Origin of the sequence: Variovorax sp. KK3, from assembly GCF_001984055.1 — a bacterium.
Taxonomy (GTDB): domain Bacteria; phylum Pseudomonadota; class Gammaproteobacteria; order Burkholderiales; family Burkholderiaceae_C; genus Variovorax.
Map to the genome: position 1 here is coordinate 1 of NZ_LYVO01000074.1, position 26129 is coordinate 26129.

A 26129-nucleotide genomic window follows, 5' to 3' on the forward strand; every position below is an offset into this window, starting at 1 on the left:
GCCCGGGTCCAGGAACACGCCGAGCCCGACCGTCATCGCGTAGACCGCCACGAGCCGAGCCGCGGCGACGGCACGCCAGGCAGGTCCGCGGGAGGTATGGAGCACGGCATCGGGAAACATGGCACGTCGGGTCGATGAAGGGGGTCGCCTGCCGTCGGCACGCGTCATGGGGTCATTGTTCGAGACCGACGCCGCCCCGAGTTGCCCCTGCGTCCCAAGATTGGAGGAGGCGTCTACCATCGACACCCCTTCCCTGCCCCGGCCCACGCCACCGTCCGCCATGCCGACCCTGTCGCTGTCGCTGTCCCACGCCCAGGTGGCGATCGAAGCGGCGGCCACGCTGGCCTTCGCGTTGTCGGGCCTGATCGAGGCGGCGCGCAAGCGGCTCGATGCGGTGGGCGTCTGCGTGGTCGCCGGCCTCGCGGCCTTCGGCGGCGGCACGCTGCGCGACGTGCTGCTCGACCGGCGGCCCTTCTTCTGGGTGCAGCACGCGGGCTGGCTCTGGGGTCTGCTCGCGCTGTGCATCGCGGCGATGTTCTTCATGCGCTCGCGGCACTTCGCGCCGACCGAGCGCGCGATGCAGTGGCCCGACGCTTTGGGACTGGGGCTGTTCGCGGCCAGCGGCACGCAGATCGCGCTGGGCACCGGCCAGCCGGCCATCGTCGCGGTGCTGATGGGCTTGGTGACGGCCGTCTGCGGCGGCGTGCTGCGCGACATCGTCTGCAACGAGATCCCGCGGGCGTTCAGCGACCACCGGCCCTATGCGCTGTGCGCCTTCGCCGGCGGCTGGCTGGTGGTGGGCGCAGAGTTTCTGGGCCTGCCGCAATGGCTCGGGCTGGTGGCGGCCGCGAGCACCGCGACGCTGCTGCGGGTGCTGGCGATGGTGCTGGGGTGGCGCCTGCCGGCGTGGCGATCGGAGTAGCGGCCTCGGCCGGCGGCTTCAGAGCCCGAATTCGGCGCGGATCGCCGCGCTGTGTTCACCCACGCGCGGCGCCCCGCGCGCACTGAGCGCGCGGCTGCCGTCGATGCGCACCGGCGCGCGTGTCGTGCGCACGGGCGTGCCGTCGCCGCGCTGCACGGTCTGCAGCATGTCGAGCCTGCCGAAGGCCTGGCTTTGCAGCAGGCGCGGCCAGTCGAGCACTTCGGCGCACCACACGTCGGCCGGGCGTAGCCGGTCGAGCCAATGCGCGGTGTCCTGCTGAGACAGCTCGACGGCGATCAGGCGCTTGATCTCGTCGCGCTTCGTGAACGCGTCCTCCGCGCCATAGGCTTCGAGTGCCGGCAGCGGCAGCGTGGCGGCCAGCTGGCCGAGCGGCATCATCGCGAGCGCCAGGTAGCCGTCGCGCGTTGGGTAGATGCCGTAGGGCGCCGCGAGGTAGGCGTTGGCATTGCGGAAATCCGCGCGGGCCGGCGGCCGGTTGCCGTCGTTCAGGTGGGTGGTGAGCAGTTCGAACTGCAGGTCGATCAGGGCCTCCAGCAGGCTGGTCTGCACCAGGCCGCCCTCGCCCGTGATGCCGCGCCGCACCAGTGCCGCGAGGATGCCTTCGGTGAGCACGTGGCCGGCCAGCATGTCGGCGATCGACAGTCCCAGCGGCACCGGGCCTTCGCCTTCGTGGCCGTTGAGCCAGGTCACGCCCGAGAGCGATTGCGCGAGCAGGTCCTGCCCCGGCATGTCGGCCCAGGGGCCGCTTTCGCCGTAGCCCGACACGCCGGCGTAGACCAGGCGCGGATTGAGCGCGCGCGCCGCTTCGTAGCCCAGGCCCAGGCGGTCGATGACGCCGGGGCGGAAGTTCTGGATCAGCACGTCGGCCCGCGCCACCAGCCGCTTCAGCGCGGCCAGGTCGTCGGCCGACTTGAGGTCGACCGCCAGGCTCTCCTTGTTGCGGTTGATCGCATGGAACAGCGTGGAGTCGCCACCCACGTCGGTGTCGGTCAAGTACAGCGTGCGGCAGATGTCGCCGCTGCCGGGGCGCTCGACCTTGATGACGCGCGCGCCGAGATCGCCCAGGCGCAGCGCGGCCGAGGGGCCGGAGAGGAACTGCGCCAGGTCGAGGACGAGCAGGCCTTCCAATGGCGCCGTCATCGCTCGCGCCCCTCGTCTCGAACCCTTGCTTTGCGCACGGAGCAACTCATGAAGACAGGCTCTCCTGGAACATCGCGTTGAGCGCCTCGACGATCGCGCGCGCCGGCTCGCCGTTCAGCAAACCTTCATTGAGCCGCTGGGACGCCGCGTGCTGGAAAGGCATGTAGCCATCGTGCCGGGGCCGGACCCACGCGCCTTCGAGCGTGGCGCGCGTCGCGCGGTAGAAGTCGCCCGCGGCGGCATTCACCGCGTCGTCTTCCCATGCCGCCGCGTGGCCCGGCTGACCGCCGGCCGCAGCGAACGGGCCGCGCTGTGCCTGCGCATCGGCCACCCACACGGCGAAATCGAACGCCTCGCCAGCGTGCGCCGTGCGTGCCGACACCGCGATGCCCGTGCCGCCCAGGGCCGAGCCCTCGCAACCCCGCCCCTCGATGCGCGGGATGTCGGCGAAGCCCAGCCGCACGGGCCGGAAACCGGCCCACGCATAGTTGACGTAGCCGTAGATCAGCGGCACGCAGTCGATGCGGGCGTCGGGCTGGGCCATGGCTTCGAAGACCGCGATCGGGTCCATGCCCAGGCACTGCCGATCGACCAGCCCGATCAGCTCGCGTAGCTGCTCACAGATTTCGGCGGCCACGTCCAAATCGAACAGCGCCGGGCCTTCCACGCGGCCCGGCGCGCCCCGCTGCGCGCACAGCGTGTAGAGGCACATCAGCGAATGGGGCGGGCGAAGCGGCAAGGCCACCCGTCCGTCGCGCGCGAGCTGCATGACCTCGTTCCAGTCGGCCGACGCCGCCGCCAGCCGATCGGGCCGCCAGGCCTGCACCTGCGTGGCGGCGTCGATGGGCAGCGCCCATTGGCGGCCTTCCCAGTGGTAGCTGTCGAAGGAGCGCCCCACCGTGCCCTGCGCGATCGACGCGAGCCGGGCTTCGTCGAACGGCAGCAGGCAGCCTTCGCGCGTGACCTGGCCCACGTGCGGGTGGTCGATCACGATCAGGTCGTACTGGCGGGCCAGTTCGTCGACCGGAAAGGACTCGAAGTCCTGCAGCGAGCGGCGGTCCCAGCGGATCTCGACGCCGGTGCGCTCTTTCCAGAGTGCCGAGCAGGCGGCGAGCGGATCATGGCCGCGCGGGTGGTCCCACGTCATGCCCTTGAGGATGATGTTCGTCATGCGTCGTCGAAAAGAATGAGGTTGGCGCTACTGCACGGCGCCCGTGCCGTACAGCAGGTTCGGCAGCCACAGCGACAGCTGCGGAAACACCGATAGGATGATCAGCAGCACCATCATCACGGCCAGGTAAGGCACCACCTCGCGCGAGTAGTCGCCCATGCGCACCTTGAGCGTCTGCGACGAGATGTACATGAGCCCGCCCACCGGCGGGGTGATGCCCGCGATGGTGAGGTTGGTGATGAGCACGATGCCGAAGTGCACCTTGTCGATGTGCGCGCCCTCGATCAGCGGCAGCAGCATCGGCGTGAGGATGATCAGCGCGGCCGACCCTTCGATGGCGGTGCCCAGCACGATCAGCACGAGGTTGATGAGCAGCAGCAGCTGGATCGGGTCCTTGGTGGTGCCCGCGAGCCAGCCCGACATCGCCTGCGGCACCTGCTCCCACGACAGGTAGAAGCCGAAGGCCGAGGCGGCGCAGATCATCATCATCACGCTCGCCGAATCGCGCACCGATTCGGCCAGCACCTCGGGCAGCTGGCGCAGCTTCATCTCGCGGTAGCCGAAGATCGCGACCAGCAGCACGTAGAGCACGACCACCGCGCCCGACTCGGTGGTGGTGAAGACGCCGTAGCGCGTGCCCAGGATGATGACCACCGGAATCGACAGCGCCCACAGGCCATCGACCAGCGCGTGGCCCAACTCCCTCGCGTTGGCGCGCTTGGCCCGCTGCGGCTTGTAGTTGCGCTTGATGGCCAGCACGTGCGTGGTGAGCATCAGCGCCACGGCCAGCAGCAGGCCCGGCACGATGCCGGCCGCGAACAGCCGGCCGATCGACGCCTCGGCCAGGAAGCCGTAGATGATGAGCCCGATCGACGGTGGGATCAGCGCCGTGATGATGGCTGCCGACGAGGTGATGACCGCGGCGAAAGACGCGCTGTAGCCGCGCGCCACCATCTGGTTGCCGATGGTCTTGGCCAGCATGGCGGCATCGGCGTTGGCCGAGGCGGTGAGCCCGCCCAGCAGCGTGGCGAGCACCGTGCACATCTGGGCCAACGCGCCCGTCATGTGGCCGACCAGCACCTCGGCCAGGTTCAGCAGCCGGCGCGTGATGCCCGACGCGTTCATGATGCAGCCGGCCAGCACGAACAAGGGCAGCGCCAGCAGCGACACCGACTCGGTGCCTTCCGACATCTGCTGCGCGAAGTTGGCGAGCGGCATCTCGCCCAGGTTGAGCAGGAAGAAGCCGAGCGCGGCGATGGCCATCGACCAGGTGATGGGCGTCTGCAGGGCCAGCAGCACCAGCATCAGGATGGCCGGCAGCCAGAGGTGAAGCGAACTCACAGGGACATCTCCGAAGACGGCTGCCATTTCCAGCCGGTGGCCCAGGGCTTGAGCAGCAGGTGCTGCACCAGCATGAGCAGCGAGGCGAAGGCCATCGGCCCGTAGACGACGGAGCGCGGCATGTCGATGACCACCACGCGAATCGAATGCGCGATGACCGACTGCCATACGAACATGGCCGTGAGCGTGACGAAGAGCGCGGCCAGCAGCCACCAGTTGAAGATGAAGATCGCGCGGCGCACGGCCGGCGGAAACATCGCGACCAGCGCATCCACGTCGGCATGCATGCGCCAGCGGATGCAGGCCGCAGAGCCGAAGAACACCAGCCACCCGAAGGCGATGACCGCGACCTCGAAGGTCCACGAGGCCGGCTGCGGAAACAGGTAGCGCGTGACCACTCCCCAGGTGATCGACAGCACGATCGCGACCGCGCAGACGACGCCGATGGCTTCGTCTGCGCGGCGCAGGCTCAAGAGAGGCCCTGGCGAGGGCCCAGGGGATGCCGCACCCGCGGCATGGGCGACCGGTTCAGTCATTCGATCTTCTTGTTGTCGGGTTCGACCGGGCCGGCGGCTCAGCGCGTCATTGCGGCACGGACCTTGTCGTACATGCCGGGCGTGAGGCCCGGCACCTTGGCGTAGGCCACGCGCGCCTTCTCGGCGAAGGCCTTGTTGTCCACGTCGGTGACGATCTGCACGCCGTTCTTCTTCATCTCTTCGGCGTAGCCGGCGTCCGAGGCCAGCGTGAGCTGCGTCAGCTCGGCGCCGGCCTTTTTGCCTTCGTCGAGCAGCACGGCCTGCAGGTCGGGCGGCAGGCTCTTGAAGAAGTCGGTGCTGGTGACCATGGCCACGTACATGGTCTGGTGCGCGGTGGTCGACAGCACCTTGCGCACTTCGTAGAGCTTGGAGCCGACCAGCGAGCCGTAGTTGGCCTCGGCCGCATCCACCACGTTGGTCTGCAGCGCGTTGTAGACCTCGCCCCACGGCAGCGCGGTGGGCCGGCCGCCGAGCGCGGTGAAGGTCTCCAGCATGATCGGCGACGGCGGCACGCGCAGCGTCATGCCGGCCATGTCGGCCGGCGTGCGCACCGGCTTGCTGCCGAGCAGGTGGCGCACGCCGAACAGGCCGTCGGCCACGATCAGCTTCAGGCCCTGCTGTTCGAGGCGGCCCGACAGCTCCTTGAACACATCGGAGGCGAAGAGCTTCTTCGCCTCGTCCTGGTTGCCGTAGAGGTAGGGGCCGGCCAGGATGCCGACGTCGGGCACGAACTGGCTCAGCTGGCCGTAATCGGTCACGCTCAGCACGCGCGCGCCGCCCTTGATCATCTCGTTGACCTTCTTCTGCGGGCCGAGCTGGTCGCCGGTGAAGATGTTCAACGTGATGCGGCCGCCCGAACGCTCCTTGACCCGGTCGGCGAAGGAATGCATCACCTTCACCACCGGCTCGTTGGGGTTCACCTGCGAGGTCGAGAAGCGCAGGTTGTAGCTTTGCGCGGCGGCAGGTGCGGCGGCGCAGAGCGCCAGAGCCAGGCCTGCGGCAAGGGTGGAAAGGGTCGAAGCGAAGGTGCGGCGAGATGTCATGCGTTGTCTCCAGAAATGGCGCATTGCGCGCATTGGTGTAATTCCTATATGAACGCAATGTTCATATATGAAATCATGAAGGGCAGTGCAGGGCTTGTCGATTAGGGTTTTCAAGGGCAAGCCGGTCTCGCTCCCATGTTTATGAATCTTCCATGAATCGAATGTTTGCTTATGCTTGAATCGCAAGACCAGGACGGATTGCCGCTCGAAGGCCTGCGGGTGCTGGACTTCAGCCAGTTCCTCGCCGGCCCCTCGTGCGCGCTGCGGCTGGCCGACCTGGGCGCGGACGTCATCAAGGTCGAGCGCCCCGATGTCGGCGACCTGTGCCGCGGCCTGGTGCTGGCCGATCAAAGCTTCGAGGGCGACAGCGCCCTCTTCCACACCATCAACCGCAGGAAGCGCAGCTTCGCGGCCGACCTCAAATCACCGGACGACCTGGCGCGCGTGAAGGCGCTGATCGAGCGCTCCGACGTGATGATCCACAACTTCCGACCCGGCGTGATGGAGCGCATCGGGCTCGATGCCGGCACGGTGCTGGCGCTCAACCCGCGCATCGTCTACGCGGCCGTCACGGGCTATGGCGAGGAAGGGCCGTGGAAGGACAAGCCGGGCCAGGACCTGCTCGTGCAGTCGCTCTCGGGCCTGGCCTGGCTCAGCGGCGACGCGGGCGCGGAGGGCGACGGCCCGCCGGTGCCGGCCGGCGTGTCGATGATCGACGTGATCACCGGCGCACACCTGGTGCAGGGCATCCTCGCCGCACTGCTGCGCCGCGGCGTGACGGGGCGCGGCGGCCGGGTCGACGTGAGCCTGCTCGAATCGGCGCTCGACCTGCAGTTCGAACCCTTCACCGCCTTCCTCAACGGCGACGGCACGCAGCCGCAGCGCACCGCCGAGAACCATGCGAGCGTGCATGGCGCCGCGCCCTACGGCATCTACCGCACGCGCGACGGCTTCATGGCGGTCGCGATGACGCCGATGGACCGGCTCGCCGAGCTGATCGGCAGCCAGGCGCTGGCCGACATGGCGGCCGACCGCACCGTCTGGTTCAAGGACCGCGACGCGCTCAAGCGGCAGTTGCAGCGGGACTTGCTCGTTCAATCCAGCGCACATTGGCTCGGCATCCTGGAGCCGGCCGGCGTCTGGTGCGCCGAGGTGATGAGCTGGCCGCAGCTCGCCGCGCACCCGGCCTTCACCACGCTCGGCATGACCCAGACCATCCGCAGCGCCGGCGGCGCAGCGATGCAGACCACGCGCTGCCCGATCCGCATCGACGGCCGGCGGCTCTACAGCGAACGGGGCGCGCCGCGCCTGGGCGCCGACACCGACGCCATCGCTGCCGAACTCGGCCTGCCGGGCCGCGCCGGCACCACCTCATCCCATTCATCACCATGACCCACGAACAATTCTTCGAAGACTACGTGCTCGGCGCCACGCGCACGACCACCGGCCGCACCATCACCGAGGCCGACATCGTGATGCACGCCGGCCAGACCGGCGACTTCTTCCCGCACCACATGGACGCCGCCTGGTGCGCCACGCAGGACTTCGGCCAGCGCATCGCGCACGGCACGCTGGTGTTCAGCGTGGGCATCGGCCTGACGGCGACCGTCATCAATCCGCGCGCCATGTCCTATGGCTACGACCGGCTGCGCTTCGTGAAGCCGGTGTTCATCGGCGACACGATCTACTCGAAGGTCGAGATCACCGACCGGCGCGACCACCCCAAGCGCGCCGGCCACGGCATCGTGGTCGAGACGGTGACGATCACCAACCAGCGGCAAGAGACGGTGCTGGCCTGCGAGCATCTGCACATCGTCGAGCGGCGCGGTCTCCAAGCGTAGGTCAGGACTAAACTGCGAGCCCGATGAGCCCTCCCCGCACGAGCACCGCCCCCGAGACGAATCCGGTCGACGCCGAACGCCGCAGCAAGTACGCGGTGCCGGCGGTCGAGAAGGCGCTCGACGTGCTGGAGCTGCTGTCGGCGCAGGCCGTGCCGATGACGCAGGCCCAGCTCGCCCGCGCGCTGGGCCGCGAGCCCGGCGAACTGTTCCGCATGCTCAGCGCACTGGAAGCGCGCGGCTACCTTCGGCGCGAGGACAACGGCGGCTACGTGCTCACGCTCAAGCTGTTCGAGCTGAGCCGCACGCATTCGCCCCATGAGCAACTGCTGCGCGCGGCCACCGCGCCGATGCGCGAGCTGGTCGACACCATCCGCGAGTCGTGTCACCTGAGCGTGCTGCATCGCGACCAGTTGCTGGTGCTGACGCAGGTCGATGCGCCGACCTCGATCCGCCTCTCGGTGGAAGCCGGCTCGCTGCACTCCGCGGTCGACACGCTGTCGGGCCAGGTGCTGCTGGCCAATTCGCCCGAGGCCGAGCGCGACGACCTGCTGTCGCGCCGCGCCGAGTTCCTGCGCAAGAGCGCCGCCGACCGCAGCGCCTACCTCGCCATGCTCGGCAAGATGCGCGACGACGGCTGGGGCTATGCCGAGAACGCGCGCTTCGTCGGCGGACGCGACCTCAGCGTGCCCGTGGGCAGCGTCCGCAGCCACACCCGCGCGGTGCTCACCATCGCATCGCTGCGCGGCACGCATGCGCCGGACAACGACCTGTTCGACCTGCTGCCGCGGCTGCAGAAGTGCGCGGAGGACATCGCGCGCATCGCCGGAATCGCGGGCATGGCCTAGTCGATCGTCAGGTCTTCGCGGCTGCCGTCGCCAGCAACGACGCAAGCGACCAACGGCGTCGCGTGTGCGCGATGCCGATCAGCTCCTTCAGCTTCGCGCGGCCGACACCCCCCCGGGCCACGAGCATCTTCACCACCTCGGTGCGCCCATGCTTCACCGCTGCCGTCAACGGCGTCGTGCCGTCCTGGCGGGCCTTGTTCGCGTCGGCCTTGGCATGGACCAGGGCAGCAACCACCGTGACGTAGCCGTTCCTGGCAGCCATCAGCAGCGGCGTCGACCCGTCGTATGCCGCAAGGTCGACCTCGGCTCCAGAGGCGATCAACAACTCGACGACGCCGACGTGGCCGAATTCAGCCGCCATCAGCAGCGCCGTCGCACCGCGGTCGCAGGCCAGGTCGATCGAGGCCCCTGCCTCCAGGAGCACCTTCATGATTTTGCGGTAACCGTTCTTGGCAGCCTCCATGAGCGGCACCGTTCCGTCGAGCGTCGCCTGATCGCATTGCCGCACGCGTGAGGGCCGCGTTCAGGTGCACCGTGTTCTCTGCCTCGGTCAGCGTTCTCTGTGACACCGCATGGAGCGCTTCTCGAAGCCCCTCTACGTCGAGGGGCAGCCCTTCGGCTGTGACTGCCGTCATGCGATCGATACGGTGGGTGACTTCGTCCGGCCCCATCTGGTCGGGCGCGCACTCCTCGAAGCGCAAGACCTTCCCTCCCATGGGCTCGCCCATCGCGTCTTCCGACGCCACCACGAAGCTCAGACTCTGCGATGACTGGTAGAGCGCCTCGGCGTACTCGCCGATCGGGTCTGGCGTGACGCCGCGCGCGCGGTATTCGCTCAAATTCCGCAGTTCTTCCAGGATGGACAACTGGTTGTCGGCCATGAAGCTCGTGCCCGTGCCGCCCTGAAACTTGCAGACCACCCCGGGCTGCATCACCGATTCATCGGCAGCGATGCGCTGATCGTCGATGCAGATCTCGCACGAATACACCGAGAAGCGGCGGAAGCCCAGGGCCACCAGCCGCGCCAGCAGTTCGGCTGTCGAAAAGTCTTCGTGCGGCTCCCCGAGTTCGAGCTGGTGCCCTGCCTCGCCGGCCGAACAGCCATGCGCCCAGATCAGCACGCGGGTTCGGGAGCGAGCCTCGGGCGGCACGGCGCATGCCTTCTGCACGACGTCGTCGATGGTGAACGGCTTGCAGCCTTCGCCCATCGCGTGCATGTGCAGCCCTCGGGTCGCAGCATCGAAGCTGGTCGACGCGCGTCCGAATTCATCGTTGCTCGGGCCGATGACCAACAGCACGTGCAGGTCGAAGCCCCACGATCGCTCGGGCAGGCGCCTGTCCGCGATGGAAGCCGCGTCGAGTGCACGGGCGCGTGCGCGCAGATCGGGGACGGAGAAGCTTCGCACGCTGCGATGCGACGCGGACGCAAAAGGGTTCATGGCTCCTCCCCGCAACGCAGCGCCTGCCGGGGTCGTTGTTCTGGATGGGCGCGGATCATAGCGGCGCTGGGCGCCCCTGGCCGCGACGCCTCAGCGCAACGGCAGGTACATCGTCGCCTCCACCTCCACGAGCACGTCGTCCCCCGGCAGGAAGCGAGAGACCTCCACCACCGTGCTGACCGGCGGCTCGCCCGGGTAGAACAGGCCGCGCACGCGGTTGTAGAGCGCGTAGTCGGGCAGGCGACGGAAGTACTGGACCAGCTTGACCACGTCGCCCATGGTGCCGCCGTGCTCGACGGCGATCTGGCGGATGCGCTCCAGCACGAACCAGCTCTGCGCCACGACAGGCGCCTCGAACACGTCGACCGACATCTGGCCGGTGGCGTAGCCCAGGCCGCCCAGCGCATCGCGGGCAGCGTCGGGAATCTGGTCGTAGCCCATCACGGCGCGGCGCGTGGCCGGGTCGACGGCGACCACGCCGCTCATGAAAATGAAATCGCCCACGCGCTTGGCGGCCGCGTAGTTGGCCATCGGTTTGCCCATGCTCATTCGTTCGTCTCCAGTTCGTTGTCCAGGGTTCGTTGTCTACGGTTGGCTCTTCTCGAGTTCGCTGCCCGCGCGGATGACGGTGCGGCGTCGGCCGCGCGGGTCGAGCAGTTCGTATTCGTCGCGCGCGGCCAGCAGCACCAGGTCGGCCGGGCAGCCGGGCGCGATGCGGCCATCCCAGGCCAGGCCCAGGGCACGCGCGGGGCTGAGGGTGATGGCGTCCAGCCAGTCGGTCGCCGGGGCCAGGTGCGCCATCTGCACGCCGAGGCCGAAGGTCTCGACCAGGTCGTAGCCGCCATATGGGTAGAACGCGTCTTGCACGTTGTCGGTGGCCAGGCTGGCGCGCAGGCCGAGCTCCGCCGCCTCCCGCAGCCGGGTGATGCCGCGCTCGACCGGCGTGCGATTCCACGCGCCCTGCAGGTAGAGGTTGGTGGTGGGCAGCGCCACCAGGTGCAGGCCGGCCTCCACGCAGAAGCCCAGGGTCTCGCGCGCAAAGGCGTCGTCCTGCGCGGCCAGCGAGCAGGCATGGCCGCAGACCACCCTGCCCTGCAGGCCGCGCGCGATGGTCAGTTGCGCGATGCTGCGCAACCCGGTGGCATCGGCATCGAGGCCTTCGTCCACGTGGAAGTCGAGCGACAGCCCGTGCGTCTGCGCCAGGTCGAACACACGGCCCAGCTTGTGGACGATGCCGTCGTTGCGGTAGACGAAGGCGCCAAGCACGCCGCCGGCGCGCTGCACGGCCTGCGCGATGCGTTCCCCGGCAGCGGCATCGGCGAATACGTCGAGCGGGACCAGGGCGACGAACTGCATGGCGACGCGGTCTTGCCAGCGGGCGCGCAGATCCTCGAAGACGGCGAGCGACGCCGGTGCGTCGGCGCCGGGCCAGTCCAGGTGCGTGCGAAGCGCCCGCGTGCCGGCCTGCCAGGCTTCGTCGAGCGCGCGCTCCATGCCGGCGTGCAGCGCCTCGGGCGTGGCCGCGGCCTGGTGCGCCGCCATGCGCTCGATGGCCGCGAACAGGCTGCCTTCGGCCGCGCCGACGTCTCGTACGGTGTAGTTCTTGTCGATGTGCACATGCGCATCGACCAGCGCGCTCAACAGGGTGCCGCGGGCTGGCTCGCGGGTGGGTTCGATGGCGGCGACCTGGGCGCCCTCGATGCGCAGGTCGAACACCTCGGCATCGCCTGCGGAGAAAGCGCGAAGGCGTGGCGGGATGCGAAGGGCTTCGAGGATCATGGGCGCACCCCGGCCGCTTTCAGCAGGAACTCGGTGACCTGCTCGGTGAGATAGCGCCGGTCTTTCTCGTCGCTGTGGGGCACGTCGCGGAAGTAGGCCACCTGGGCCGCATGGTCGGCGTAGAACTGGGTCACGGCCCAGAGGTTGAAGAGAAAGAGCATCGGGTCCACCGGGTCCATCAGCCCGCGGTGGATCCAGTTCTGGATGACGGCGGCGGCCTGGTCGGTGCGCTGCTTGCTCGTGCCCATCATCTCTTTGATGACCGGCGCGCCGCGCATCATCTCGGCCGCGAAGATGCGCGAGCGCAGCGGATGCTCGAACGAGAACGCCATCTTGCGATGGATCAGATCGGTGAGCACCTTGCGCGGGCCGAAGGCCTCGTCGCTGAAGCCGAACACGCCGATCCAGTCGTTGATGATGTCCTGCAGCACCTGGCGGTAGAGCGCTTCCTTGCTGTCGATGTAGTAGTGCAGCTGCGCCTTCGACAGCCCTGCCTTGTCGGCGATGGCCTGCGTCGACGCGCCCGCCAGGCCGTCGGCGGCGAAGACCTCGACCGCGGACTGGTAGATCACGCCGAGCACCTGCGTGTACTTGCGCGAGCGGCCGCGCGTGGCGGGTGCGTCGGGTGCGTCCGGTGCATCAGGCTCGGCGCCCGTCGACAGGGCGGCAGGATCAGGGGTGCTGTTTCGTCTGGTCATCGACGGCATGGTGCCAGAGCGATGGCGCGTGCCCGACGCGTGCTTGTGGGGCCTCACAGGTCGAGCACCAGTTCGTCGCCCTTGGCTCGGGAGCAGCACAGCGCGACCTTCGCGTGTCGCTCGCTGCCGGTCAGGCAGAAGTCGCGATGCTCGGCGCCGGCACCGTCCGCGCCCACCACGCAGGTGCCGCACAGGCCCTGCTCGCAGGACACGGGAATGTCGATACCGAAAGCGTGCAGCGCATCCACCGCCGTCTGGTCGGCCGCCACCGGCACGTGGATGCCGCGCCGTGCGAGCCGCAGCGTGAAAGGCCGGCCGCCGGCCACGGCGGCGCCGTCGGGTGCAGCGAAGTACTCGGCATGCAGTGCCTCCTCGGGCCAGTGCGAAGCGGCCTCGCGCACGGCCGCCATGAAGCCGCCGGGGCCGCAGACGTAGAGGTGCGTGCCGGGACGGCGTTCGGCCAGCAGTTGCCGCAGGTCGATCCTGCGCCCGCCCTCTCCTGCTTCGCCGGTGTCGAAGTGCAGCCGGACGTGCGGTGCCAGCAGGGGCGAACGCAGGGCCTCGGCGAAGGCCAGGTGCTCCTCGCCGCGCACGAACAGGCAAAGCTCGAAGTCGGCGCCCTCGCGCGCCAGCGCCTGCGCCATCGCCAGCAGCGGGGTCATGCCGATGCCGCCTGCCAGCAGCAGATGGCGGCGAGCCTCGGGGCGAATCGGGAAGGTGTTGCGCGGGGCGCTGATCGCGATGAGGTCGCCTTCGCGCAGCCGGGCATGCATCGACGCCGAGCCGCCGCGGCTCACGGCCTCGCGCTTGACGCCGATCAGGTAGGCCGACGCCGACGCCTCGCCGTGCGCGCGCGCCAGCGAATACTGGCGCGAAAAGCCGCCTGGCATGTGCACGTCGATGTGGGCGCCAGCCTGGTACGAGGGCAGTTCGCGGCCGGCCGGATGGGCCAGCTCGAAGGACAGGATCTCCGGCGTCTGGCGCGCGATGCGCGCCACCCGCACGGTGAGGGTGCGTTCGGTCATGGCGCTACTTCGCGGCCGCCTTGCGCAGCTCCAGCCCCGTGCCCTTGTTGACGAACTGCGTGGTGTAGGCGTCGGCGTAGTTGAAGTCGCTGTCCTTGTACAGGCCGGCGGCGACGGCCTTGCCATGGAAGTCCTTCATGCGCGCATCGCTGATCGCGCCGATGCCCTGCGTGGCCGCGTCGCCCACGTCGATGTGCTCGCGCAGGATCGGCAGCGACTTCTCGATGTACTCCTCGCTGATGTCCGGGTTGATCTTGCGGATCAGCGCATCGGCCGCCTTGCGGTCGCCGTAGAGGTAGTTGTAGTAGCCGATGTTGGAGGCCTCCACGAAGCGGCGCACCAGGTCGGGCTTGGTCTTCACCAGGTCTTGCCGCGTCTCGATCACCATGCCGTAGGTCGACCAGCCCGCGTCGGCCAGCGAGAGCACCACCGGCTTGAAGCCGGCCTGCTTCTCCACCGCCAGCGGCTCCGAGGTGGCATAGGCCTGCTGCACCGACTGCTTGTCGGCCAGGAACTGCGACAGGCTGTAGTTGTAGGGGCGAATCTGCTCGTCGCGCATGCCGTAGGCCTTCTTCATCCACTGCCAGTAGCTGATCTGGCCGTCCTTGGCCAGCAGCACGGTCTTGGCCTTGGTGAGGTCGGCGAACTTCTCGATGCCCTGCCCCGGGTGGGCGATGATGGCCTGCGGGTCTTTCTGGAAGTAGGCCGCGACGACCACCGTCGGCACCTTCTGCTTGATGTTGTCGAAGGCCATCAGCATGTTGCCGGTCATCAGGAAGTCGACCTTGCCGGCCGGCAGCATGGGCCGGTTGTTGACCTGCGGCCCGCCCTGCTGGATGTCGACGTCGAGGCCGAACTTCTTGTAGGTGCCGTCGGCCAGCGCCTGGTAGAAGCCGCCGTGCCCGGGCTGCGCGCGCCAGTTGGTGGCCAGCACCACCTTGTCTTGCGCGACGGCTGCGATCGCGCTGCAGGCGAGCATGGCGGCCAGCACGGGGCGGGCGATGGAAGAGGCTGAGGCTTGCATGGTCGGTCCTTTCGTGGGGTGTCTCGGAGTGAAGGTCAGGCTTCGCGCGCCATGTCGGGCGTCCAGCCGCGGGTCTTGCCGGGGTTCATCAGGCCCATCGGATCGCTCTGCTTCTTGAAGTCGATCTGCTGCGTGTCGATGGTCTTCATGCCGCCGTCCTCGATGGTCACCACGTGCGGGTTGAAGATCACGCAGCCGCCTTCGGACTCGATCTCGCGGATCAGCTCGTACTGGTGGGCCTCGCCTTTCCAGCGCACCAGCAGGATGGCGAAGGTGCCGTACTCGCCGCCGGCGCGGGCGAACTCGTGGTGCTGCAGCACGTCGTCGCCGAACAAGGCGATGTGCCGGTCGACCACCGCGGGGTCGAAGGGTTGCGCGTAGGCGACCTGCAGGTAGGTCCAGCTGCGATCGACCTTCAACGCCTGCAGCGTGGTGTGGTTGTAGGCGCATTCGTAGGCCGGCGGCAGGCCCATCGCGTGCAGCGCGGCCTCGGTGCCGGCCAGCGAGATGCGGCCGCCGTGCGCTTCGGCGAGCGCATGCAGCGCCGGCATCGAGCCGGGCGCGGCCATCATGAACATCGCATGCCGGTCGGGCGGGAAATGCTCGCCCAGGTTGGCGTAGTACGGCGAGAAGCGCGCATCGACGGCGGACAACAGGAACAGCTCGATCGCCGGCGTGCTGGCCGCCACGCCGAAATCCATCACCTGGCGGTACGACGGGAACAGCGCGATGCAATGCACCCAGTCGACCGCCGGGCTCAGCGCCACTTCGACGTCGAGGATGACGCCGTTGGTGCCGTAGGCATGGTGCACCTGCTGGATTTCGTCGCCCGCGAGTTCGATCACGCGCGGCTCGCGCTCCACGGTCATCACCCGCGCCCGCAGCAGGTTGCCAGGATCGCGCAGGATGCCGTGGCGGATCGAGCCGATGCCGCCGAAGCCACCTGCGATGAAACCACCGATGGTCGCCACGTGCCAGGTGGACGGCCACATGCGCAAGGCCTGGCCGGTCTCGGCCACCGCCGCCTCGATGTCGTGCATGCGTGCACCGGCCTGCACGCGCACGCGGCCGGGGCCGATGTCGAGCACGCGGCACATGGGCGTGACGTCGAGCACCAGCCCGCCCGAGAGCGGCACGCACTGGCCGTAGTTGCCGGTGCCGCCGCCGCGCACAGTGAGCGGCAATTGCCACTTGGCGGCCACGGCTGCGGCCTGGCGCACGTCGTCCTCGGTGCTGACCTTCACTACCAGGTCGGCGACGCAGCCGGCGAGCTGTTCGGTGAGGATCGGGCTGTACCAGTAGAAGTCCTTCGACAGCTGCTTGCGCTGGCCGGGCGAGGCGATCACGTTCAGGCCGTGCAGGTCGCGCGCCACGGCGTCCCAGTCGACGGTGCGGGCGGGCATGCGAGAAGAAGCCTGGGCGAATGCGCCCTCGGCAATGGTGACGGCGTCCATGGCTTAGCGCTCGCCCCGCATCTCGCTCTCGTGCCAGTGCCCCAGCACCATGCGCGAGAGCGCCGCGAAGACGATGAAGATCGCGATGCCCAGCAGCGACACCAGGAACAGCGCCGCGAACATCATCGGGATCTCGGTGCGGAAGCTCGACTCCAGGATGCGCGATGCCAGCCCGGTCTCGCGCCCGGCCGTGCCGGCGGTGAACTCGGCCACCACCGCGCCGATCAGGCTCAGCCCGCCGGCGATCTTGAGGCCGGCCATGAAGTACGGCAGTGCGCTCGGCGCCAGCAGGTAGCGGAACATCTGCCAGGGCGAGGCCCTGTAGAGCTGGAACAGGTCGCGCAGGTTGCGGTCGGCGCTCTTCAGGCCGATGACGGTGTTCGACAGGATCGGGAAGAAGGCCACGATCCAGGCGCACAGCAGCAGCGCGGCGGTGGTGCTGGAAACGTAGATCAGGATCAGCGGCGCGATGGCGACGATGGGCGTGACCTGCAGGATCACCGCGATCGGGAACAGGCCGATCTCGACCCATTTGAAGAGCGCGAAGCAGATCGCGAGCAGCACGCCGCCGACGATGGCCGCGGCCAGCGCCAGCAGCGTGAGCTTGACGGTGAACCACAGCGCCGACGAGAGCGTGCCCCAGTTGTCGATGAGCGTCGTGAAAACCAGTGAGGGCGCAGGAATGATGTAGTGCGGCACCTCGTAGACGCGCACCAGCACTTCCCACAGCACCAGCAGCGCCGCCACCAGCGCGGTGGGGATGGCGACGCGCAGCATCGACTCGCGCCGGCGCAAGCGGTCTTCGTGCGTCTGCAGGTCGGCGGCGGAAGGCGCGGCAGCCTGCAGCTCGGCCAGCGAAGGGTTCTCAGTGATCGATGTCGACGCCATGGAGGGCTCCGTGCAAGGATTGCGACACCGCCGCGCAGTGGGCGTTGTAGCGGGTGGACGTGCGGTAGGCATCGCCGCGTGGATAGGGCTCGTCGACGCGGATCTCCTCGACCACGCGGCCGGGGCGCGGCGCCATCACCACGATGCGGTTGGACAGGTAGACCGATTCGTAGACGCTGTGCGTGACGAAGATGATCGAGAAGCGGTGCTCGCGCCAGATCGCGAGCAGGTCGTTGTTGAGCTTGATGCGCGTCATCTCGTCGAGCGCGGCGAAGGGCTCGTCCATCAACAGGAGCCGCGGCCGCGTGACCAGCGCGCGCGCGATCGAGACGCGCATCTTCATGCCGCCCGACAGCTCGCGCGGGTAGACCTCGGCGAAGCGCGACAGGCCGACCATCTCGAGCGCATCCTTGACCACGGGCGCCGCGGCATCGCGCGAGACCCCGGAGAGCTTCAGCGGCAGCCAGACGTTGTCGAAGACGCGCGCCCAGGGCATCAAGGTCGGCTCTTGGAAGACGAAGCCGAGTTCGCGGTCGCGCCCGGCCTGGCCCGTGCCCGCATCGGCCCAGGCCAGCGTGCCCGAGCTGGGCCGCGTGAGGCCGGCGATCAGCCGCAGTGCCGTGCTCTTGCCGCAGCCCGAGGGGCCGAGGAAGCTGATGAAGTCGTGCTCGCCGCACGCCAGGCTCATGCCCTGCAGGGCCAGGGTGCCGTTGGCGAAACGCTTACTGACGTTGTTCAGGCGGACCAGCGCCGCCGCGTCGTGCTGCGCCATGGTCATTGCCAGGCCGGTTCGTTGGCGAGGCGCTCGAGGGGGAAGCGGTCCACTTCCTGCAGCAACTCGGTGAATCGGCGGCCGACGTGGTCGAGCACCGCCGCGCCCTTCGCGGCCGTGGCCAGGGTGGCGTCGCCGGCCGCGCCCTGCGGATTGATGTCGTGCATCTGCCAGCCCAGCTTGCCGCTGGGCGTGATGGAGAGGAAGCGGTTCTCTTCCGCCAGCTCTTCGGTCATGGAGCGGAAGCGACGGAACTCCGCGGGGCGCACGTCGTCGGGCGTGAGGTGCAGCATGACCGAGCTTTCCAGGTCCCCGGCGTGCACGCCGTGCCGGCCTTCATGCGCGCTGAACAGGCCCTCGGGCAGGCCCAGCGTGTACCAGTTGGCCGCCACCACCATCATCCCGTGGCGCTCGCGCAGGTCGCGGGCCACGATGTCCATCACCGACATCTGCCCGCCGTGGCTGTTGAAGAGCACGAGCTTGCGCACGCCGGCCTTGGCGACGCAGTCGCCGATCTCCATCCACATCGCGATCAGTGTCGATGCCGAGATGGTCAGCGTGCCCGGGTAGCGTGAATGCTCGTTGCTCTTGCCGTAGGCCACGGTCGGCAGGAAAAGCACCGGAAGGTCGTCCGGCAGGTGCGGCAGCGCGGCGCGCACCATGCCGTCGATGGTGGCGGTGTCGGTCGACATCGGCAGGTGCGGACCGTGCTGCTCGGTGGCGCCCACCGGCAGCACCGCGATGACGCGCGATCGATCGAGGCGCGAGAAGGCTTCGCTGGTCCAGTCGGACCAGTAGCGGCTGTGGGGTCGTGGGGCGTTCATCAGCTAGGCCTCGCCAAATGGTTGGTGTGCCTAAATTATCCATTCGGATAAAAAAGATGCGCCATGGTTTTCCCTTATCTTGCAGGGAATGGATACATCTTTTGATCGATTGGTCGATCTTGATTCCGACGCCGCGAGCGCCTGGGCCCGGAACCTCTACGCCGCGCCCCTGACCTCCTCCACCATCCGCTCCAGGCGCCGAACGTCCACCAGCACCAAGGCCCTGCCCTCCTTCGCCAACAGGCCGTCTCGGCGCAGGGCGTTGAGTTCCCGCGTCACCTGCTCGCGGTTGGTGCCGATCTGGCTCGCCAGTTCGGCATGCGTCGGTGCCGGGTCGAGCCGCGCCTGGTTGTCTTGCACACCCGCGGCCTGGCCGATGCGCAGCAGCTCCGCATGCACGCGGTTCTGCACGGCCAGCGTGCTGAGGTCGATCACGCGCTCGGAGAGTTGCCGCACCAGCCCGGCCAGGTTGCGCAGCACGCGCTCGGCGACCGCGGGCTCGTCGCGCAGCAGCGCGAGGAAGGCGACGCGGTCGAGGCTCGCGACCACGCTGGGCTGCAGAGTGACCACGTCAGCCGAGCGCGGGCGACCGTCGATGGCGGAGATCTCGCCGAAATGCTCGCCGTCCTGCGCATCGCGGAAGGTGACCTGCCGGCCGCTGGCGGCGTAGGTGGTCACGCGCAGACGGCCCGAGACCAGGAACACCACGTCGCTCTTGTGCTCCGAACGCAGCATCAAAGGCTGGCCGGCCGGCAGGCTTTGCCACTGGCATTGCCGCGCCAACTGTTCGAGCCGCTCGCGCGGCAAGTCCTTCAGCAGGGCGATGCGCTGCAGGCCCAGGGCCGAACGCTCGGACGACATGGGGGTACTCACGCTGGAGGGGCCCTCGTTGTGAAAGCTGTGCGCAAACGCACAGTCAACCGGTGGCGCTTGCACGACAGTGGCTTCCGTGATGAATGCGATTTCCGCTGCCATCACATCAAAACCACCAGCTCAGGAGATTTCATCATGAATACGAAGCAAGTTCTCGTTGTCTCGTTGATGGCATGGGCGGGCCTGGCCGCCGCCCAGACGGTCCCGGCGGAAGCCTGGGTCGGCGCGCCGCTGCCCACCACCGCGAGCATGGCCAGCCGCGCCGATGTGATGCATGGCTACATGGCCTCGGCCGCCATGGACGCCCGCACGCCGCAGGAGCTGCGCGTGGGTCCGGCCGACGCGCCGACCGGTGCGGTGAGCCGCGCCGAGGCGGTGGCCGATCTCAACATGTGGCTGCGGGCCGGCCTCGGCCAGACGGCGTACCGCGAAGGCTACGACCCGATGCGCGCCGACAACCGCGCGCGCATGGCGATGTACCAGCGCCTGCGCAACGGCCCCGAGTACCAGGCCGAGCTGTCGCGCCTCACCGGCACCGGTGAACGCACGACCGCAGCCCAGGGAAGCGGGCAGCCCGCCGCGGAATGAGCGGCAGGCTTGCCAAGGTGCGCCGACGCATGAGCGGCAGGCTCGCGAAGGCGCGCCGCCGGGTGGCCGGGCTCAGCCGGCCGCTGCGGCGCGCAGCTTCTTCTCGCTCATGCGCTTGGCCAGGCGCGGCAGGATGAGCACGGCCAGCACGATGATGACCAGCGCGATCGACATCGGCCGCTGGAAGAACACCGCAGGGCTGCCTTCGCCGATCGACATCGCGTTGCGCAGCTGGGCCTCGGCCAGGGGCCCCAGGATCATGCCGACCACCACGGGCGCGGTCGGGAAGTCGAAGCGCCGCATCACCACGCCCAGTACGCCGATCGCGTAGAGCAGCACGAGGTCGAAGGAGCTCTGGCGCATGCCGTAGGCACCCACGGTCGCGAAGATCAGGATGCCGGCGTAGAGCTGCGGCTTCGGGATCTTGAGCAGCTTGACCCACAGGCCCACCATCGGCAGGTTGAGCACCAGCAGCATGATGTTGCCGATGTAGAGCGAGGCGATCAGCGCCCACACCAGCGCGGCCGAGGTGGTGAAGAGCTGTGGGCCCGGCTGGATGCCGTAGTTCTGGAACGCGCCCAAGAGAATGGCCGTGGTGTTCGAGGTCGGGATGCCCAGCGTGAGCAGCGGAATCAGCGCGGCCGTGACGGTGGCATTGTTGGCAGCCTCCGGGCCGGCCACGCCTTCGATCGCGCCCTTGGTGCCGAACTCGGCGCGGTCGACCGGGTCTTTGACCAGCTTCTTTTCCATCGCGTAGCTCAGGAAGGTCGGAATCTCGGTGCCGCCGGCCGGGATGCAGCCGAAGGGCGTACCGATCGCGGTGCCGCGCAGCCAGGCCGGAATGGAGCGCTTCCACTCGCGCTTCGTCATGTGCACGCGGCTCAGCTTGTTCTGCGTTTCCTCGACGCGCCCCTCGTACAGCACCGCGTAGAGCACCTCGGCCACCGCGAACAGGCCGACTGCGACCAGCACGATCTCGATGCCGTCGAGCAGTTCGGAGATGCCGCCGGTGTAGCGGCCCTGGCCCGAGATCTGGTCGAGCCCGATGCAGCCGACCGCCAGGCCGATGAAGAGCGCCGTGAGCCCACGCAGCGTGCTCTTGCCCAGCACCGCGCTCACGGTGGTGAAGGCCAGCAGCATCAGCAGGAAATACTCCGGCGGCCCCAGCTTCACGGCGAAGTCGGCCACGAAAGGCGCGAACAGCGTGACGATGACAGTCGCGATGCTGCCGGCCACGAAGGAGCCGATGGCGGCGGTGGCCAGCGCGGCGCCAGCGCGCCCGTTCTTGGCCATCTTGTTGCCCTCCATCGCCGTCACCATGCTGGCCGTTTCGCCCGGCGTGTTCAGCAGGATGGAGGTGGTGGAGCCGCCGTACATGGCGCCGTAGTAGATGCCCGAGAAGAAGATCATCGAGGCGGTGATGTCCACCTTGCCGGTGATGGGCAGCAGCATCGCCACCGCCACCGCCGGGCCGATGCCGGGCAGCACGCCGACGGCCGTGCCCAGGGCGCAGCCCACGAGGCACCACATCAGGTTCGCGGGCGTGATGGCGGCCGCGAAGCCCTGGATCAATGCAGCGAAGATGTCCATGTCAGATCCATCCGGTGGCGGTGAGGCCAGGCAGGTTGATGGCCAGGAACTTGGTGAACATCCAGTACACCGGCGCCGCGATGAGGAAGCCGGTGACGACGTCGTTGAGCCAGGTGCGCGGCGCGTTCACGCCGGCCTGCCCCTTCGAGCGCCGCAGGCCCTGCACCGCGAGGAAGTAGCACAGCGTGCAGCTCAGGATGAAGCCGATGTAGGTGATCAGGCCCGCGTTGAGCAGCAGCCCGGCCGACACCCACGCGAAGCCGCTCCAGTAGCAGGGCTCGCCGTCGGACGCATCCATCTCGCGGAAGCCGCCGGTGCGGGCTTCCCAGATGATCCAGGCGCCGCAGATGGTGAGCGCCACCGAGACGAGCCACGGCAGGAAGTTGGGGCCGACGCCGCCGTAGCCGGCCTCGGACGAGATGCCGGTCGCGCCGTAGGCCAGCGCGAGGCCGGTGAGCAGCACGCCGGCGCCGACCAGCGTCTGCGGCCAGACCGCGGCCTTCGGCGGTGGAGGCTCGAACGGGTCGCGGGCGGCGAGATGGGCAAACCCACTCTGCGTGGGGTCGGTGTTGGACATTGTTCTGGACCTCGCGTGTGAACGGGAAGGGAACGAAGAAAGAATGGCGCGCGCCGCATCGCGGCGCGCGGTCCCGACCGCGCGCGGTGTGGCGCGCGGCGGTGGCGATCAGACCATGCCGGACTTGTGCATCGTCGCGCGCAGGCTCGCGAACTCCTCGTCCACGAACTTGGAGAAGGCGTCGCCCGACAGCACGGCGGGGGTCCAGTCGTTCTTCTTCATGGCCTCGGCCCACGACGGCGTCTTGATCGCGGCCAGGATCAGGTCGATGAGGGCCTTGCGTTGCTCGGGCGTGATGCCGGGCGCGCCGTACACGCCGCGCCAGTTGCCGATCTCGACGTCGATCTTCTGCTCCTTGAGCGTGGGCACGTCGATGCCGGGCAGGCGCTGGGCCGAGGTGACGGCGATGGCGCGCATCTTGCCGGTCTTGATGTACTCGGCGAATTCGCTGTAGCCGCTGCCGCCGACCGTGACGTTGCCGCCAAGAACCGCCGCGGTGGCTTCGCCACCTCCCCGGAAGGCCACGTAGTTGATCTTCGAAGGATCGACGCCGACCTTGGTCGCGATCATGGCCGCGGCGATGTGCTCCGTGGAGCCGCGCGAACCGCCGCCCCACTTGACGCTGCCCGGGTCCTTCTTGAGCTGCTCGACCACGTCGGCCATGGTCTTCATCGGCGAGTTGGCGGGCAGCACGAACACGTTGTATTCGCTGGTCAGGCGCGCCAGCGGCGTGGCCTTCGACAGGTCGACCGGCGGCTTGCCGGTGATGATGCCGCCGACCATGACGGCGCCCATCACCATCATCGCGTTCGGGTCGCCCTTGGAGCCGTTGACGAACTGCGCCAGGCCCAGCGCGCCGGCGGCGCCGCCCTTGTTGTCGTAGGTGACGGTGTCGGCGAGCTTGCCGTCGGTCAAGGCCTTGCCCAGCGCGCGCCCGGTGGTGTCCCAGCCACCGCCGGGGTTGGCGGGGAGCATCATCTTGATGTTGGGAGCAGCCCATGCCGACAGCGGCAGGGCACCGGTGGCGGCCAGGGCGGCCAAGGACTTCAGAAAGGTATCTCGACGCATGCGTGTCTCCTTTGGGGAACTTGTTGGCAGAACGCCGCTATGATGCGCCGCCCCGCTGTCAGTTGGCTGTCCGACACACTGGGGTAAACACCGAAATTCCGGCGATGAAGCTGCTGCTAGTCGAAGACGATCCGTCGATGCAAACCACGCTGCAGCGCACCCTGGGCCGCCGCATGATCGACGTGCGACTGTGCGGCGACGGTGCGCAGGCGCTCGCGCAGTGGCGCGCGCTCGAGCCCGACGTGGTCGCGCTCGACCTGAGCCTGCCCAACCTCGATGGCCTGCAGGTGCTGGCGCAGGCACGCGCCGAAGGCCTGCGCACGCCGGTGCTGCTGCTGACCGCGCGCGGCACGGTGGGCGACCGCGTGGTGGGCCTCAACACCGGTGCCGACGACTACCTGCCCAAGCCCTTCGACCTGGATGAGCTGGAGGCGCGCATCCGCGCCCTGCACCGGCGCAACCAGAGCTCGGCCCCGGAATCCGCGAACGCGCTGCAGCAGGTGGGCGGGCTGCGCTACGAGCCCGACAGCGGCGCCATCTACCACCGGGCCGACGTGCTCGAACTCACGCCGCGCGAGCTGGCGCTGTTGAAGGCGCTGATGGTGAAGCCCGGCCACGCGGTGTCGAAGGAGCGCCTGTTCGAGCTGGTCTTCCCCGGCGAGGCCGACGTGCAGTACGAAGCGGTCGAGGTGGTGGTGTACCGCCTGCGCAAGAAGCTGGCCGGCACCGGCGCGCTGCTGATGACGCTGCGGGGCCTGGGCTACCTGCTGCGCGAAGAGTCGGCATGATGCGCGCCGCCTCGCTGCGCGCCAGGCTGCTGGTCGGCATCCTGGCGCCGGTCGCGCTCTTCATCGTGATCAACAGCGTGAGCCTTTATCGCCAGAGCCTGGCGGCCGCGACCACGGCCTACGACCGCACCCTGCTCGCATCGGCCAAGACCATCGGCGAACAGCTCGACGTGGAAGGCTACGACGAACTTGCTTCGCTGCGCGCCATCGTGCCCTACTCCGCGCTCGAAGCCTTCGAAGCCGACACGCAGAGCCGCATGTACTACCGCGTCTCGGCGCTCGACGGCGAGATGATCTCGGGCTTCGCCGAGCTGCCCTTCTGGCGCGGCAAGCTGCCCAACCGACCACCCTATGCGGCGCTGGTCGACTTCTACGACGCGCGTTTTCGCGAGCAGCCGGTGCGCGTGGCGGTGCTGCTTCAGCCGGTGTCCGGCGCACGCGGCCGCGGCATGGCGGTGGTGCAGGTGGCCGAGACGCTGGAACTGCGCGAAACGCTGGTGCGAAAGCTGCTCGTCGACATGATGTGGCGGCAACTGGTGCTGCTGGCCGTGATCGCCGGCGTCACCGTGTTCGTGGTGCAGCGCGCGACCCGGCCGGTGCGCCGGCTGGGCGAAGCGATCGAGGAGCGCGCCGCCGACGACCTGTCGCCCATCGACGCGCCAGATGCCCCGCGCGAGCTGCGGCCGCTGGTCGACGCCACCACCCACGTCATGGGCCGCCTGCAGCGCCTGCTGGACCACCAGAAGCGCTTCGTGCGCGACACCGCGCACCAGCTGCGCACGCCGCTGGCCGTGCTCAAGGCCCAGGTGCAGTCGGCACGCCGCGGCGACATGCCGACCGACGAGGCATTCGGCGAGATCGCCGCCACGGTGGAGCGCGCCACCGCGCTGGCCAACCAGATGCTGTCGCTGGCCAAGGTGGAGCAGCTGCGGCAGCAGCCCGAATCGCAGACGCTGGATCTGGCCGAGGCCGTACGGGGCATCGCGCTCGACCTGTCGCCGCTGATGGCCGACAAGGCGCTGGACGTGGAGCTGTCGGTCGGCGAATCTCCCGTGCTCGTGCGCGCGCACCACTGGATGCTGCAGGAGCTCGCGCGCAACCTGCTGCACAACGCGATCAAGCACAGCCCGCAAGGCGGCGCGCTCGCGGTGCGCGTGCAGGCGGACGACGGCCAGGCCCTGTTCGTCGTCAGTGACGAGGGGCCGGGCATCTCCGACGAGCTGCGCCAGCGCCTCTTCGCGCCCTTCGCCGCGGGCGACCCCGGCAGCGGCTCGGGCCTGGGCCTCGCCATCTGCCGCGAGATCGTGCTGGCGCTGGGCGGGCGCATCGCACTCGACAACCGGGAAAGCGGCGGACAGCGACGCGGGCTCGACACCGTCGTGCGCCTGCCGCTTGCTGGCGACAATCACTGACTTCGGAGACTGTTTTTTTCCATGGACCGACTGCGCATCGACAAATGGCTCTGGGCCGCGCGCTTCTACAAGACGCGCACGCTGGCCGCGGACGAGATCGGCAAGAACCGCATCCAGGTCAACGGCGACGTCGCCAAGGCGTCGCGCGAGGTCAAGGCGGGCGACCAGGTCACGATCCGCCTCGGTGGCGGGCTCGAACGCATCGTGTGGGTGCGCGGCCTGAGCGGCCAGCGCGGCCCGGCGCCGGTGGCGCAGAAGCTCTACGAGGAAACCCCCGAAAGCCTGGCCGCGCTGGCGGCCGCACGCGAGCAGCGGCGCATGGGCAGCGAGCCGGCGCTGAGCATCGAGCAGGGCCGGCCCACCAAGCGCGATCGGCGCGACCTGGACCAGGCCCGCCGCGTCGACTGGGACAACCGCTGGAGCGCCTCGCTCGAGCCCGACGACGACTGAGGGCAGCTGCCGGGCGCGCG

At 68.9% G+C, this 26129-nt stretch carries 28 protein-coding genes; 8 read left to right on the forward strand and 20 right to left on the reverse strand.

Going from position 1 to position 26129, the window contains the following annotated elements; genetic code table 11:
* Window positions 1-280: 280 nt before the first annotated feature.
* Window positions 281-922 (forward strand): trimeric intracellular cation channel family protein, encoded by a 642-nt coding sequence (locus B0W80_RS26925; RefSeq protein WP_077002228.1) that lies wholly within the window; start codon window positions 281-283, stop codon window positions 920-922.
* An 18-nt stretch (window positions 923-940) separates the two neighbouring features.
* On the opposite strand, the gene B0W80_RS26930 is transcribed toward B0W80_RS26925, so the two are convergent.
* Genes B0W80_RS26930 through B0W80_RS26950 form a run of 5 tightly spaced genes read right to left on the reverse strand, consistent with a single transcriptional unit; the run spans window position 941 to window position 6174 of the window.
* Window positions 941-2083, reverse strand: coding sequence for a CaiB/BaiF CoA-transferase family protein (locus B0W80_RS26930; protein WP_077002229.1), 1143 nt, complete (start codon window positions 2081-2083; stop codon window positions 941-943).
* A 46-nt stretch (window positions 2084-2129) separates the two neighbouring features.
* Window positions 2130-3254 (reverse strand): extracellular solute-binding protein, encoded by a 1125-nt coding sequence (locus B0W80_RS26935; protein WP_077002230.1) that lies wholly within the window; start codon window positions 3252-3254, stop codon window positions 2130-2132.
* Between the two features lie 27 nt (window positions 3255-3281).
* On the reverse strand, window positions 3282-4595 hold the full coding sequence (locus B0W80_RS26940; RefSeq protein WP_083745660.1) for a TRAP transporter large permease: 1314 nt from the start codon (window positions 4593-4595) through the stop codon (window positions 3282-3284).
* Window positions 4592-5131 (reverse strand): TRAP transporter small permease, encoded by a 540-nt coding sequence (locus B0W80_RS26945; RefSeq protein WP_077002232.1) that lies wholly within the window; start codon window positions 5129-5131, stop codon window positions 4592-4594. The genes B0W80_RS26940 and B0W80_RS26945 overlap by 4 nt, the downstream gene beginning before the upstream one ends.
* A 38-nt stretch (window positions 5132-5169) precedes the next feature.
* A complete protein-coding gene (locus tag B0W80_RS26950; RefSeq protein WP_077002233.1) occupies window positions 5170-6174 on the reverse strand; it encodes a C4-dicarboxylate TRAP transporter substrate-binding protein in 1005 nt (334 codons plus the stop codon).
* Window positions 6175-6345: 171 nt separating this feature from the next.
* Here B0W80_RS26950 and B0W80_RS26955 point away from each other — a divergent pair, with 171 nt between their 5' ends.
* From B0W80_RS26955 to B0W80_RS26965, 3 genes are read left to right on the forward strand one after another with little or no spacing between them, the layout of a single operon-like run.
* A complete protein-coding gene (locus B0W80_RS26955) occupies window positions 6346-7566 on the forward strand; it encodes a CaiB/BaiF CoA-transferase family protein (RefSeq protein WP_077002234.1) in 1221 nt (406 codons plus the stop codon).
* Entirely contained in the window at window positions 7563-8015 is a 453-nt protein-coding gene (locus tag B0W80_RS26960; RefSeq protein WP_077002235.1) for a MaoC/PaaZ C-terminal domain-containing protein, read from the forward strand. Before B0W80_RS26955 ends, B0W80_RS26960 begins: the two co-directional genes overlap by 4 nt.
* A 23-nt stretch (window positions 8016-8038) precedes the next feature.
* Window positions 8039-8860, forward strand: coding sequence for an IclR family transcriptional regulator (locus B0W80_RS26965; protein WP_077002236.1), 822 nt, complete (start codon window positions 8039-8041; stop codon window positions 8858-8860).
* A 7-nt stretch (window positions 8861-8867) separates the two neighbouring features.
* Here B0W80_RS26965 and B0W80_RS26970 read toward each other — a convergent pair whose 3' ends face one another.
* The 12 genes from B0W80_RS26970 to B0W80_RS27020 form a co-directional block, all read right to left on the reverse strand.
* Window positions 8868-9323: an ankyrin repeat domain-containing protein gene (locus B0W80_RS26970; RefSeq protein WP_083745661.1), complete on the reverse strand. Its 456-nt coding sequence runs from the start codon at window positions 9321-9323 to the stop codon at window positions 8868-8870.
* The gene (locus B0W80_RS34530) at window positions 9211-10266 is read right to left on the reverse strand and encodes a hypothetical protein (RefSeq protein ID WP_143684800.1); all 1056 of its coding nucleotides are present in this window, start codon (window positions 10264-10266) and stop codon (window positions 9211-9213) included. The genes B0W80_RS26970 and B0W80_RS34530 overlap by 113 nt, the downstream gene beginning before the upstream one ends.
* A gap of 123 nt (window positions 10267-10389) precedes the next feature.
* Entirely contained in the window at window positions 10390-10848 is a 459-nt protein-coding gene (locus tag B0W80_RS26975) for a RidA family protein (RefSeq protein WP_077002238.1), read from the reverse strand.
* A gap of 36 nt (window positions 10849-10884) precedes the next feature.
* Window positions 10885-12078 (reverse strand): amidohydrolase family protein, encoded by a 1194-nt coding sequence (locus B0W80_RS26980; protein ID WP_077002239.1) that lies wholly within the window; start codon window positions 12076-12078, stop codon window positions 10885-10887.
* A complete protein-coding gene (locus B0W80_RS26985) occupies window positions 12075-12776 on the reverse strand; it encodes a TetR family transcriptional regulator C-terminal domain-containing protein (protein ID WP_083745663.1) in 702 nt (233 codons plus the stop codon). The genes B0W80_RS26980 and B0W80_RS26985 overlap by 4 nt, the downstream gene beginning before the upstream one ends.
* A gap of 53 nt (window positions 12777-12829) precedes the next feature.
* Window positions 12830-13801, reverse strand: coding sequence for a PDR/VanB family oxidoreductase (locus B0W80_RS26990; protein WP_077002240.1), 972 nt, complete (start codon window positions 13799-13801; stop codon window positions 12830-12832).
* 4 nt (window positions 13802-13805) lie between these two features.
* The gene (locus tag B0W80_RS26995; RefSeq protein ID WP_077002241.1) at window positions 13806-14825 is read right to left on the reverse strand and encodes an ABC transporter substrate-binding protein; all 1020 of its coding nucleotides are present in this window, start codon (window positions 14823-14825) and stop codon (window positions 13806-13808) included.
* Window positions 14826-14860: 35 nt separating this feature from the next.
* Window positions 14861-16228, reverse strand: a complete 1368-nt coding sequence (locus tag B0W80_RS27000; protein WP_077002262.1) for an FAD-binding oxidoreductase — start codon at window positions 16226-16228, stop codon at window positions 14861-14863.
* Between the two features lie 54 nt (window positions 16229-16282).
* On the reverse strand, window positions 16283-17167 hold the full coding sequence (locus B0W80_RS27005; protein ID WP_083745664.1) for an ABC transporter permease: 885 nt from the start codon (window positions 17165-17167) through the stop codon (window positions 16283-16285).
* Window positions 17145-17939 (reverse strand): ABC transporter ATP-binding protein, encoded by a 795-nt coding sequence (locus tag B0W80_RS27010; RefSeq protein ID WP_256856696.1) that lies wholly within the window; start codon window positions 17937-17939, stop codon window positions 17145-17147. Before B0W80_RS27010 ends, B0W80_RS27005 begins: the two co-directional genes overlap by 23 nt.
* Before the next feature lie 2 nt (window positions 17940-17941).
* Window positions 17942-18763 carry a creatininase family protein gene (locus B0W80_RS27015; protein ID WP_077002243.1) on the reverse strand — a complete coding sequence of 274 codons (822 nt, stop codon included), beginning with the start codon at window positions 18761-18763 and terminating at the stop codon, window positions 17942-17944.
* A gap of 156 nt (window positions 18764-18919) precedes the next feature.
* Window positions 18920-19624, reverse strand: a complete 705-nt coding sequence (locus B0W80_RS27020) for a Crp/Fnr family transcriptional regulator (RefSeq protein ID WP_077002244.1) — start codon at window positions 19622-19624, stop codon at window positions 18920-18922.
* 147 nt (window positions 19625-19771) lie between these two features.
* Between B0W80_RS27020 and B0W80_RS27025 the strand changes: the two genes are divergently transcribed.
* Window positions 19772-20224 (forward strand): hypothetical protein, encoded by a 453-nt coding sequence (locus B0W80_RS27025; protein ID WP_143684801.1) that lies wholly within the window; start codon window positions 19772-19774, stop codon window positions 20222-20224.
* Window positions 20225-20296: 72 nt separating this feature from the next.
* Here the strand turns inward: B0W80_RS27025 and B0W80_RS27030 are convergent, their stop codons facing one another.
* The 3 genes from B0W80_RS27030 to B0W80_RS27040 form a co-directional block, all read right to left on the reverse strand.
* Window positions 20297-21814, reverse strand: a complete 1518-nt coding sequence (locus tag B0W80_RS27030; protein WP_077002245.1) for a tripartite tricarboxylate transporter permease — start codon at window positions 21812-21814, stop codon at window positions 20297-20299.
* Window position 21815: 1 nt separating this feature from the next.
* Window positions 21816-22391: a tripartite tricarboxylate transporter TctB family protein gene (locus tag B0W80_RS27035; RefSeq protein ID WP_083745666.1), complete on the reverse strand. Its 576-nt coding sequence runs from the start codon at window positions 22389-22391 to the stop codon at window positions 21816-21818.
* A 108-nt stretch (window positions 22392-22499) separates the two neighbouring features.
* The gene (locus B0W80_RS27040) at window positions 22500-23459 is read right to left on the reverse strand and encodes a tripartite tricarboxylate transporter substrate binding protein (protein ID WP_077002246.1); all 960 of its coding nucleotides are present in this window, start codon (window positions 23457-23459) and stop codon (window positions 22500-22502) included.
* A 104-nt stretch (window positions 23460-23563) separates the two neighbouring features.
* Here B0W80_RS27040 and B0W80_RS27045 point away from each other — a divergent pair, with 104 nt between their 5' ends.
* Genes B0W80_RS27045 through B0W80_RS27055 form a run of 3 tightly spaced genes read left to right on the forward strand, consistent with a single transcriptional unit; the run spans window position 23564 to window position 26109 of the window.
* Window positions 23564-24247 carry a response regulator transcription factor gene (locus tag B0W80_RS27045; RefSeq protein ID WP_077002247.1) on the forward strand — a complete coding sequence of 228 codons (684 nt, stop codon included), beginning with the start codon at window positions 23564-23566 and terminating at the stop codon, window positions 24245-24247.
* Window positions 24244-25659, forward strand: a complete 1416-nt coding sequence (locus B0W80_RS27050; protein ID WP_077002248.1) for a sensor histidine kinase — start codon at window positions 24244-24246, stop codon at window positions 25657-25659. Before B0W80_RS27045 ends, B0W80_RS27050 begins: the two co-directional genes overlap by 4 nt.
* Window positions 25660-25680: 21 nt before the next feature.
* A complete protein-coding gene (locus B0W80_RS27055; protein ID WP_077002249.1) occupies window positions 25681-26109 on the forward strand; it encodes an RNA-binding S4 domain-containing protein in 429 nt (142 codons plus the stop codon).
* Window positions 26110-26129 lie beyond the last annotated feature (20 nt).

Excerpts from the sequence above, each read along its gene's own strand:
- B0W80_RS26925 (WP_077002228.1), top strand. The coding sequence starts at position 281 with ATGCCGACCCTGTCGCTGTCGCTGTCCCACGCCCAGGTGGCGATCGAA.
- B0W80_RS26930 (WP_077002229.1), bottom strand. The coding sequence starts at position 2,083 with ATGACGGCGCCATTGGAAGGCCTGCTCGTCCTCGACCTGGCGCAGTTC.
- B0W80_RS26935 (WP_077002230.1), bottom strand. The coding sequence starts at position 3,254 with ATGACGAACATCATCCTCAAGGGCATGACGTGGGACCACCCGCGCGGC.
- B0W80_RS26945 (WP_077002232.1), bottom strand. The coding sequence starts at position 5,131 with ATGACTGAACCGGTCGCCCATGCCGCGGGTGCGGCATCCCCTGGGCCC.
- B0W80_RS26950 (WP_077002233.1), bottom strand. The coding sequence starts at position 6,174 with ATGACATCTCGCCGCACCTTCGCTTCGACCCTTTCCACCCTTGCCGCA.
- B0W80_RS26955 (WP_077002234.1), top strand. The coding sequence starts at position 6,346 with ATGCTTGAATCGCAAGACCAGGACGGATTGCCGCTCGAAGGCCTGCGG.
- B0W80_RS26960 (WP_077002235.1), top strand. The coding sequence starts at position 7,563 with ATGACCCACGAACAATTCTTCGAAGACTACGTGCTCGGCGCCACGCGC.
- B0W80_RS26965 (WP_077002236.1), top strand. The coding sequence starts at position 8,039 with ATGAGCCCTCCCCGCACGAGCACCGCCCCCGAGACGAATCCGGTCGAC.
- B0W80_RS26970 (WP_083745661.1), bottom strand. The coding sequence starts at position 9,323 with ATGGAGGCTGCCAAGAACGGTTACCGCAAAATCATGAAGGTGCTCCTG.
- B0W80_RS26975 (WP_077002238.1), bottom strand. The coding sequence starts at position 10,848 with ATGAGCATGGGCAAACCGATGGCCAACTACGCGGCCGCCAAGCGCGTG.
- B0W80_RS26980 (WP_077002239.1), bottom strand. The coding sequence starts at position 12,078 with ATGATCCTCGAAGCCCTTCGCATCCCGCCACGCCTTCGCGCTTTCTCC.
- B0W80_RS26985 (WP_083745663.1), bottom strand. The coding sequence starts at position 12,776 with ATGACCAGACGAAACAGCACCCCTGATCCTGCCGCCCTGTCGACGGGC.
- B0W80_RS26990 (WP_077002240.1), bottom strand. The coding sequence starts at position 13,801 with ATGACCGAACGCACCCTCACCGTGCGGGTGGCGCGCATCGCGCGCCAG.
- B0W80_RS26995 (WP_077002241.1), bottom strand. The coding sequence starts at position 14,825 with ATGCAAGCCTCAGCCTCTTCCATCGCCCGCCCCGTGCTGGCCGCCATG.
- B0W80_RS27000 (WP_077002262.1), bottom strand. The coding sequence starts at position 16,228 with ATGCCCGCCCGCACCGTCGACTGGGACGCCGTGGCGCGCGACCTGCAC.
- B0W80_RS27005 (WP_083745664.1), bottom strand. The coding sequence starts at position 17,167 with ATGGCGTCGACATCGATCACTGAGAACCCTTCGCTGGCCGAGCTGCAG.
- B0W80_RS27010 (WP_256856696.1), bottom strand. The coding sequence starts at position 17,939 with ATGGCGCAGCACGACGCGGCGGCGCTGGTCCGCCTGAACAACGTCAGT.
- B0W80_RS27015 (WP_077002243.1), bottom strand. The coding sequence starts at position 18,763 with ATGAACGCCCCACGACCCCACAGCCGCTACTGGTCCGACTGGACCAGC.
- B0W80_RS27020 (WP_077002244.1), bottom strand. The coding sequence starts at position 19,624 with ATGTCGTCCGAGCGTTCGGCCCTGGGCCTGCAGCGCATCGCCCTGCTG.
- B0W80_RS27025 (WP_143684801.1), top strand. The coding sequence starts at position 19,772 with ATGAATACGAAGCAAGTTCTCGTTGTCTCGTTGATGGCATGGGCGGGC.
- B0W80_RS27030 (WP_077002245.1), bottom strand. The coding sequence starts at position 21,814 with ATGGACATCTTCGCTGCATTGATCCAGGGCTTCGCGGCCGCCATCACG.
- B0W80_RS27035 (WP_083745666.1), bottom strand. The coding sequence starts at position 22,391 with ATGTCCAACACCGACCCCACGCAGAGTGGGTTTGCCCATCTCGCCGCC.
- B0W80_RS27040 (WP_077002246.1), bottom strand. The coding sequence starts at position 23,459 with ATGCGTCGAGATACCTTTCTGAAGTCCTTGGCCGCCCTGGCCGCCACC.
- B0W80_RS27045 (WP_077002247.1), top strand. The coding sequence starts at position 23,564 with ATGAAGCTGCTGCTAGTCGAAGACGATCCGTCGATGCAAACCACGCTG.
- B0W80_RS27050 (WP_077002248.1), top strand. The coding sequence starts at position 24,244 with ATGATGCGCGCCGCCTCGCTGCGCGCCAGGCTGCTGGTCGGCATCCTG.
- B0W80_RS27055 (WP_077002249.1), top strand. The coding sequence starts at position 25,681 with ATGGACCGACTGCGCATCGACAAATGGCTCTGGGCCGCGCGCTTCTAC.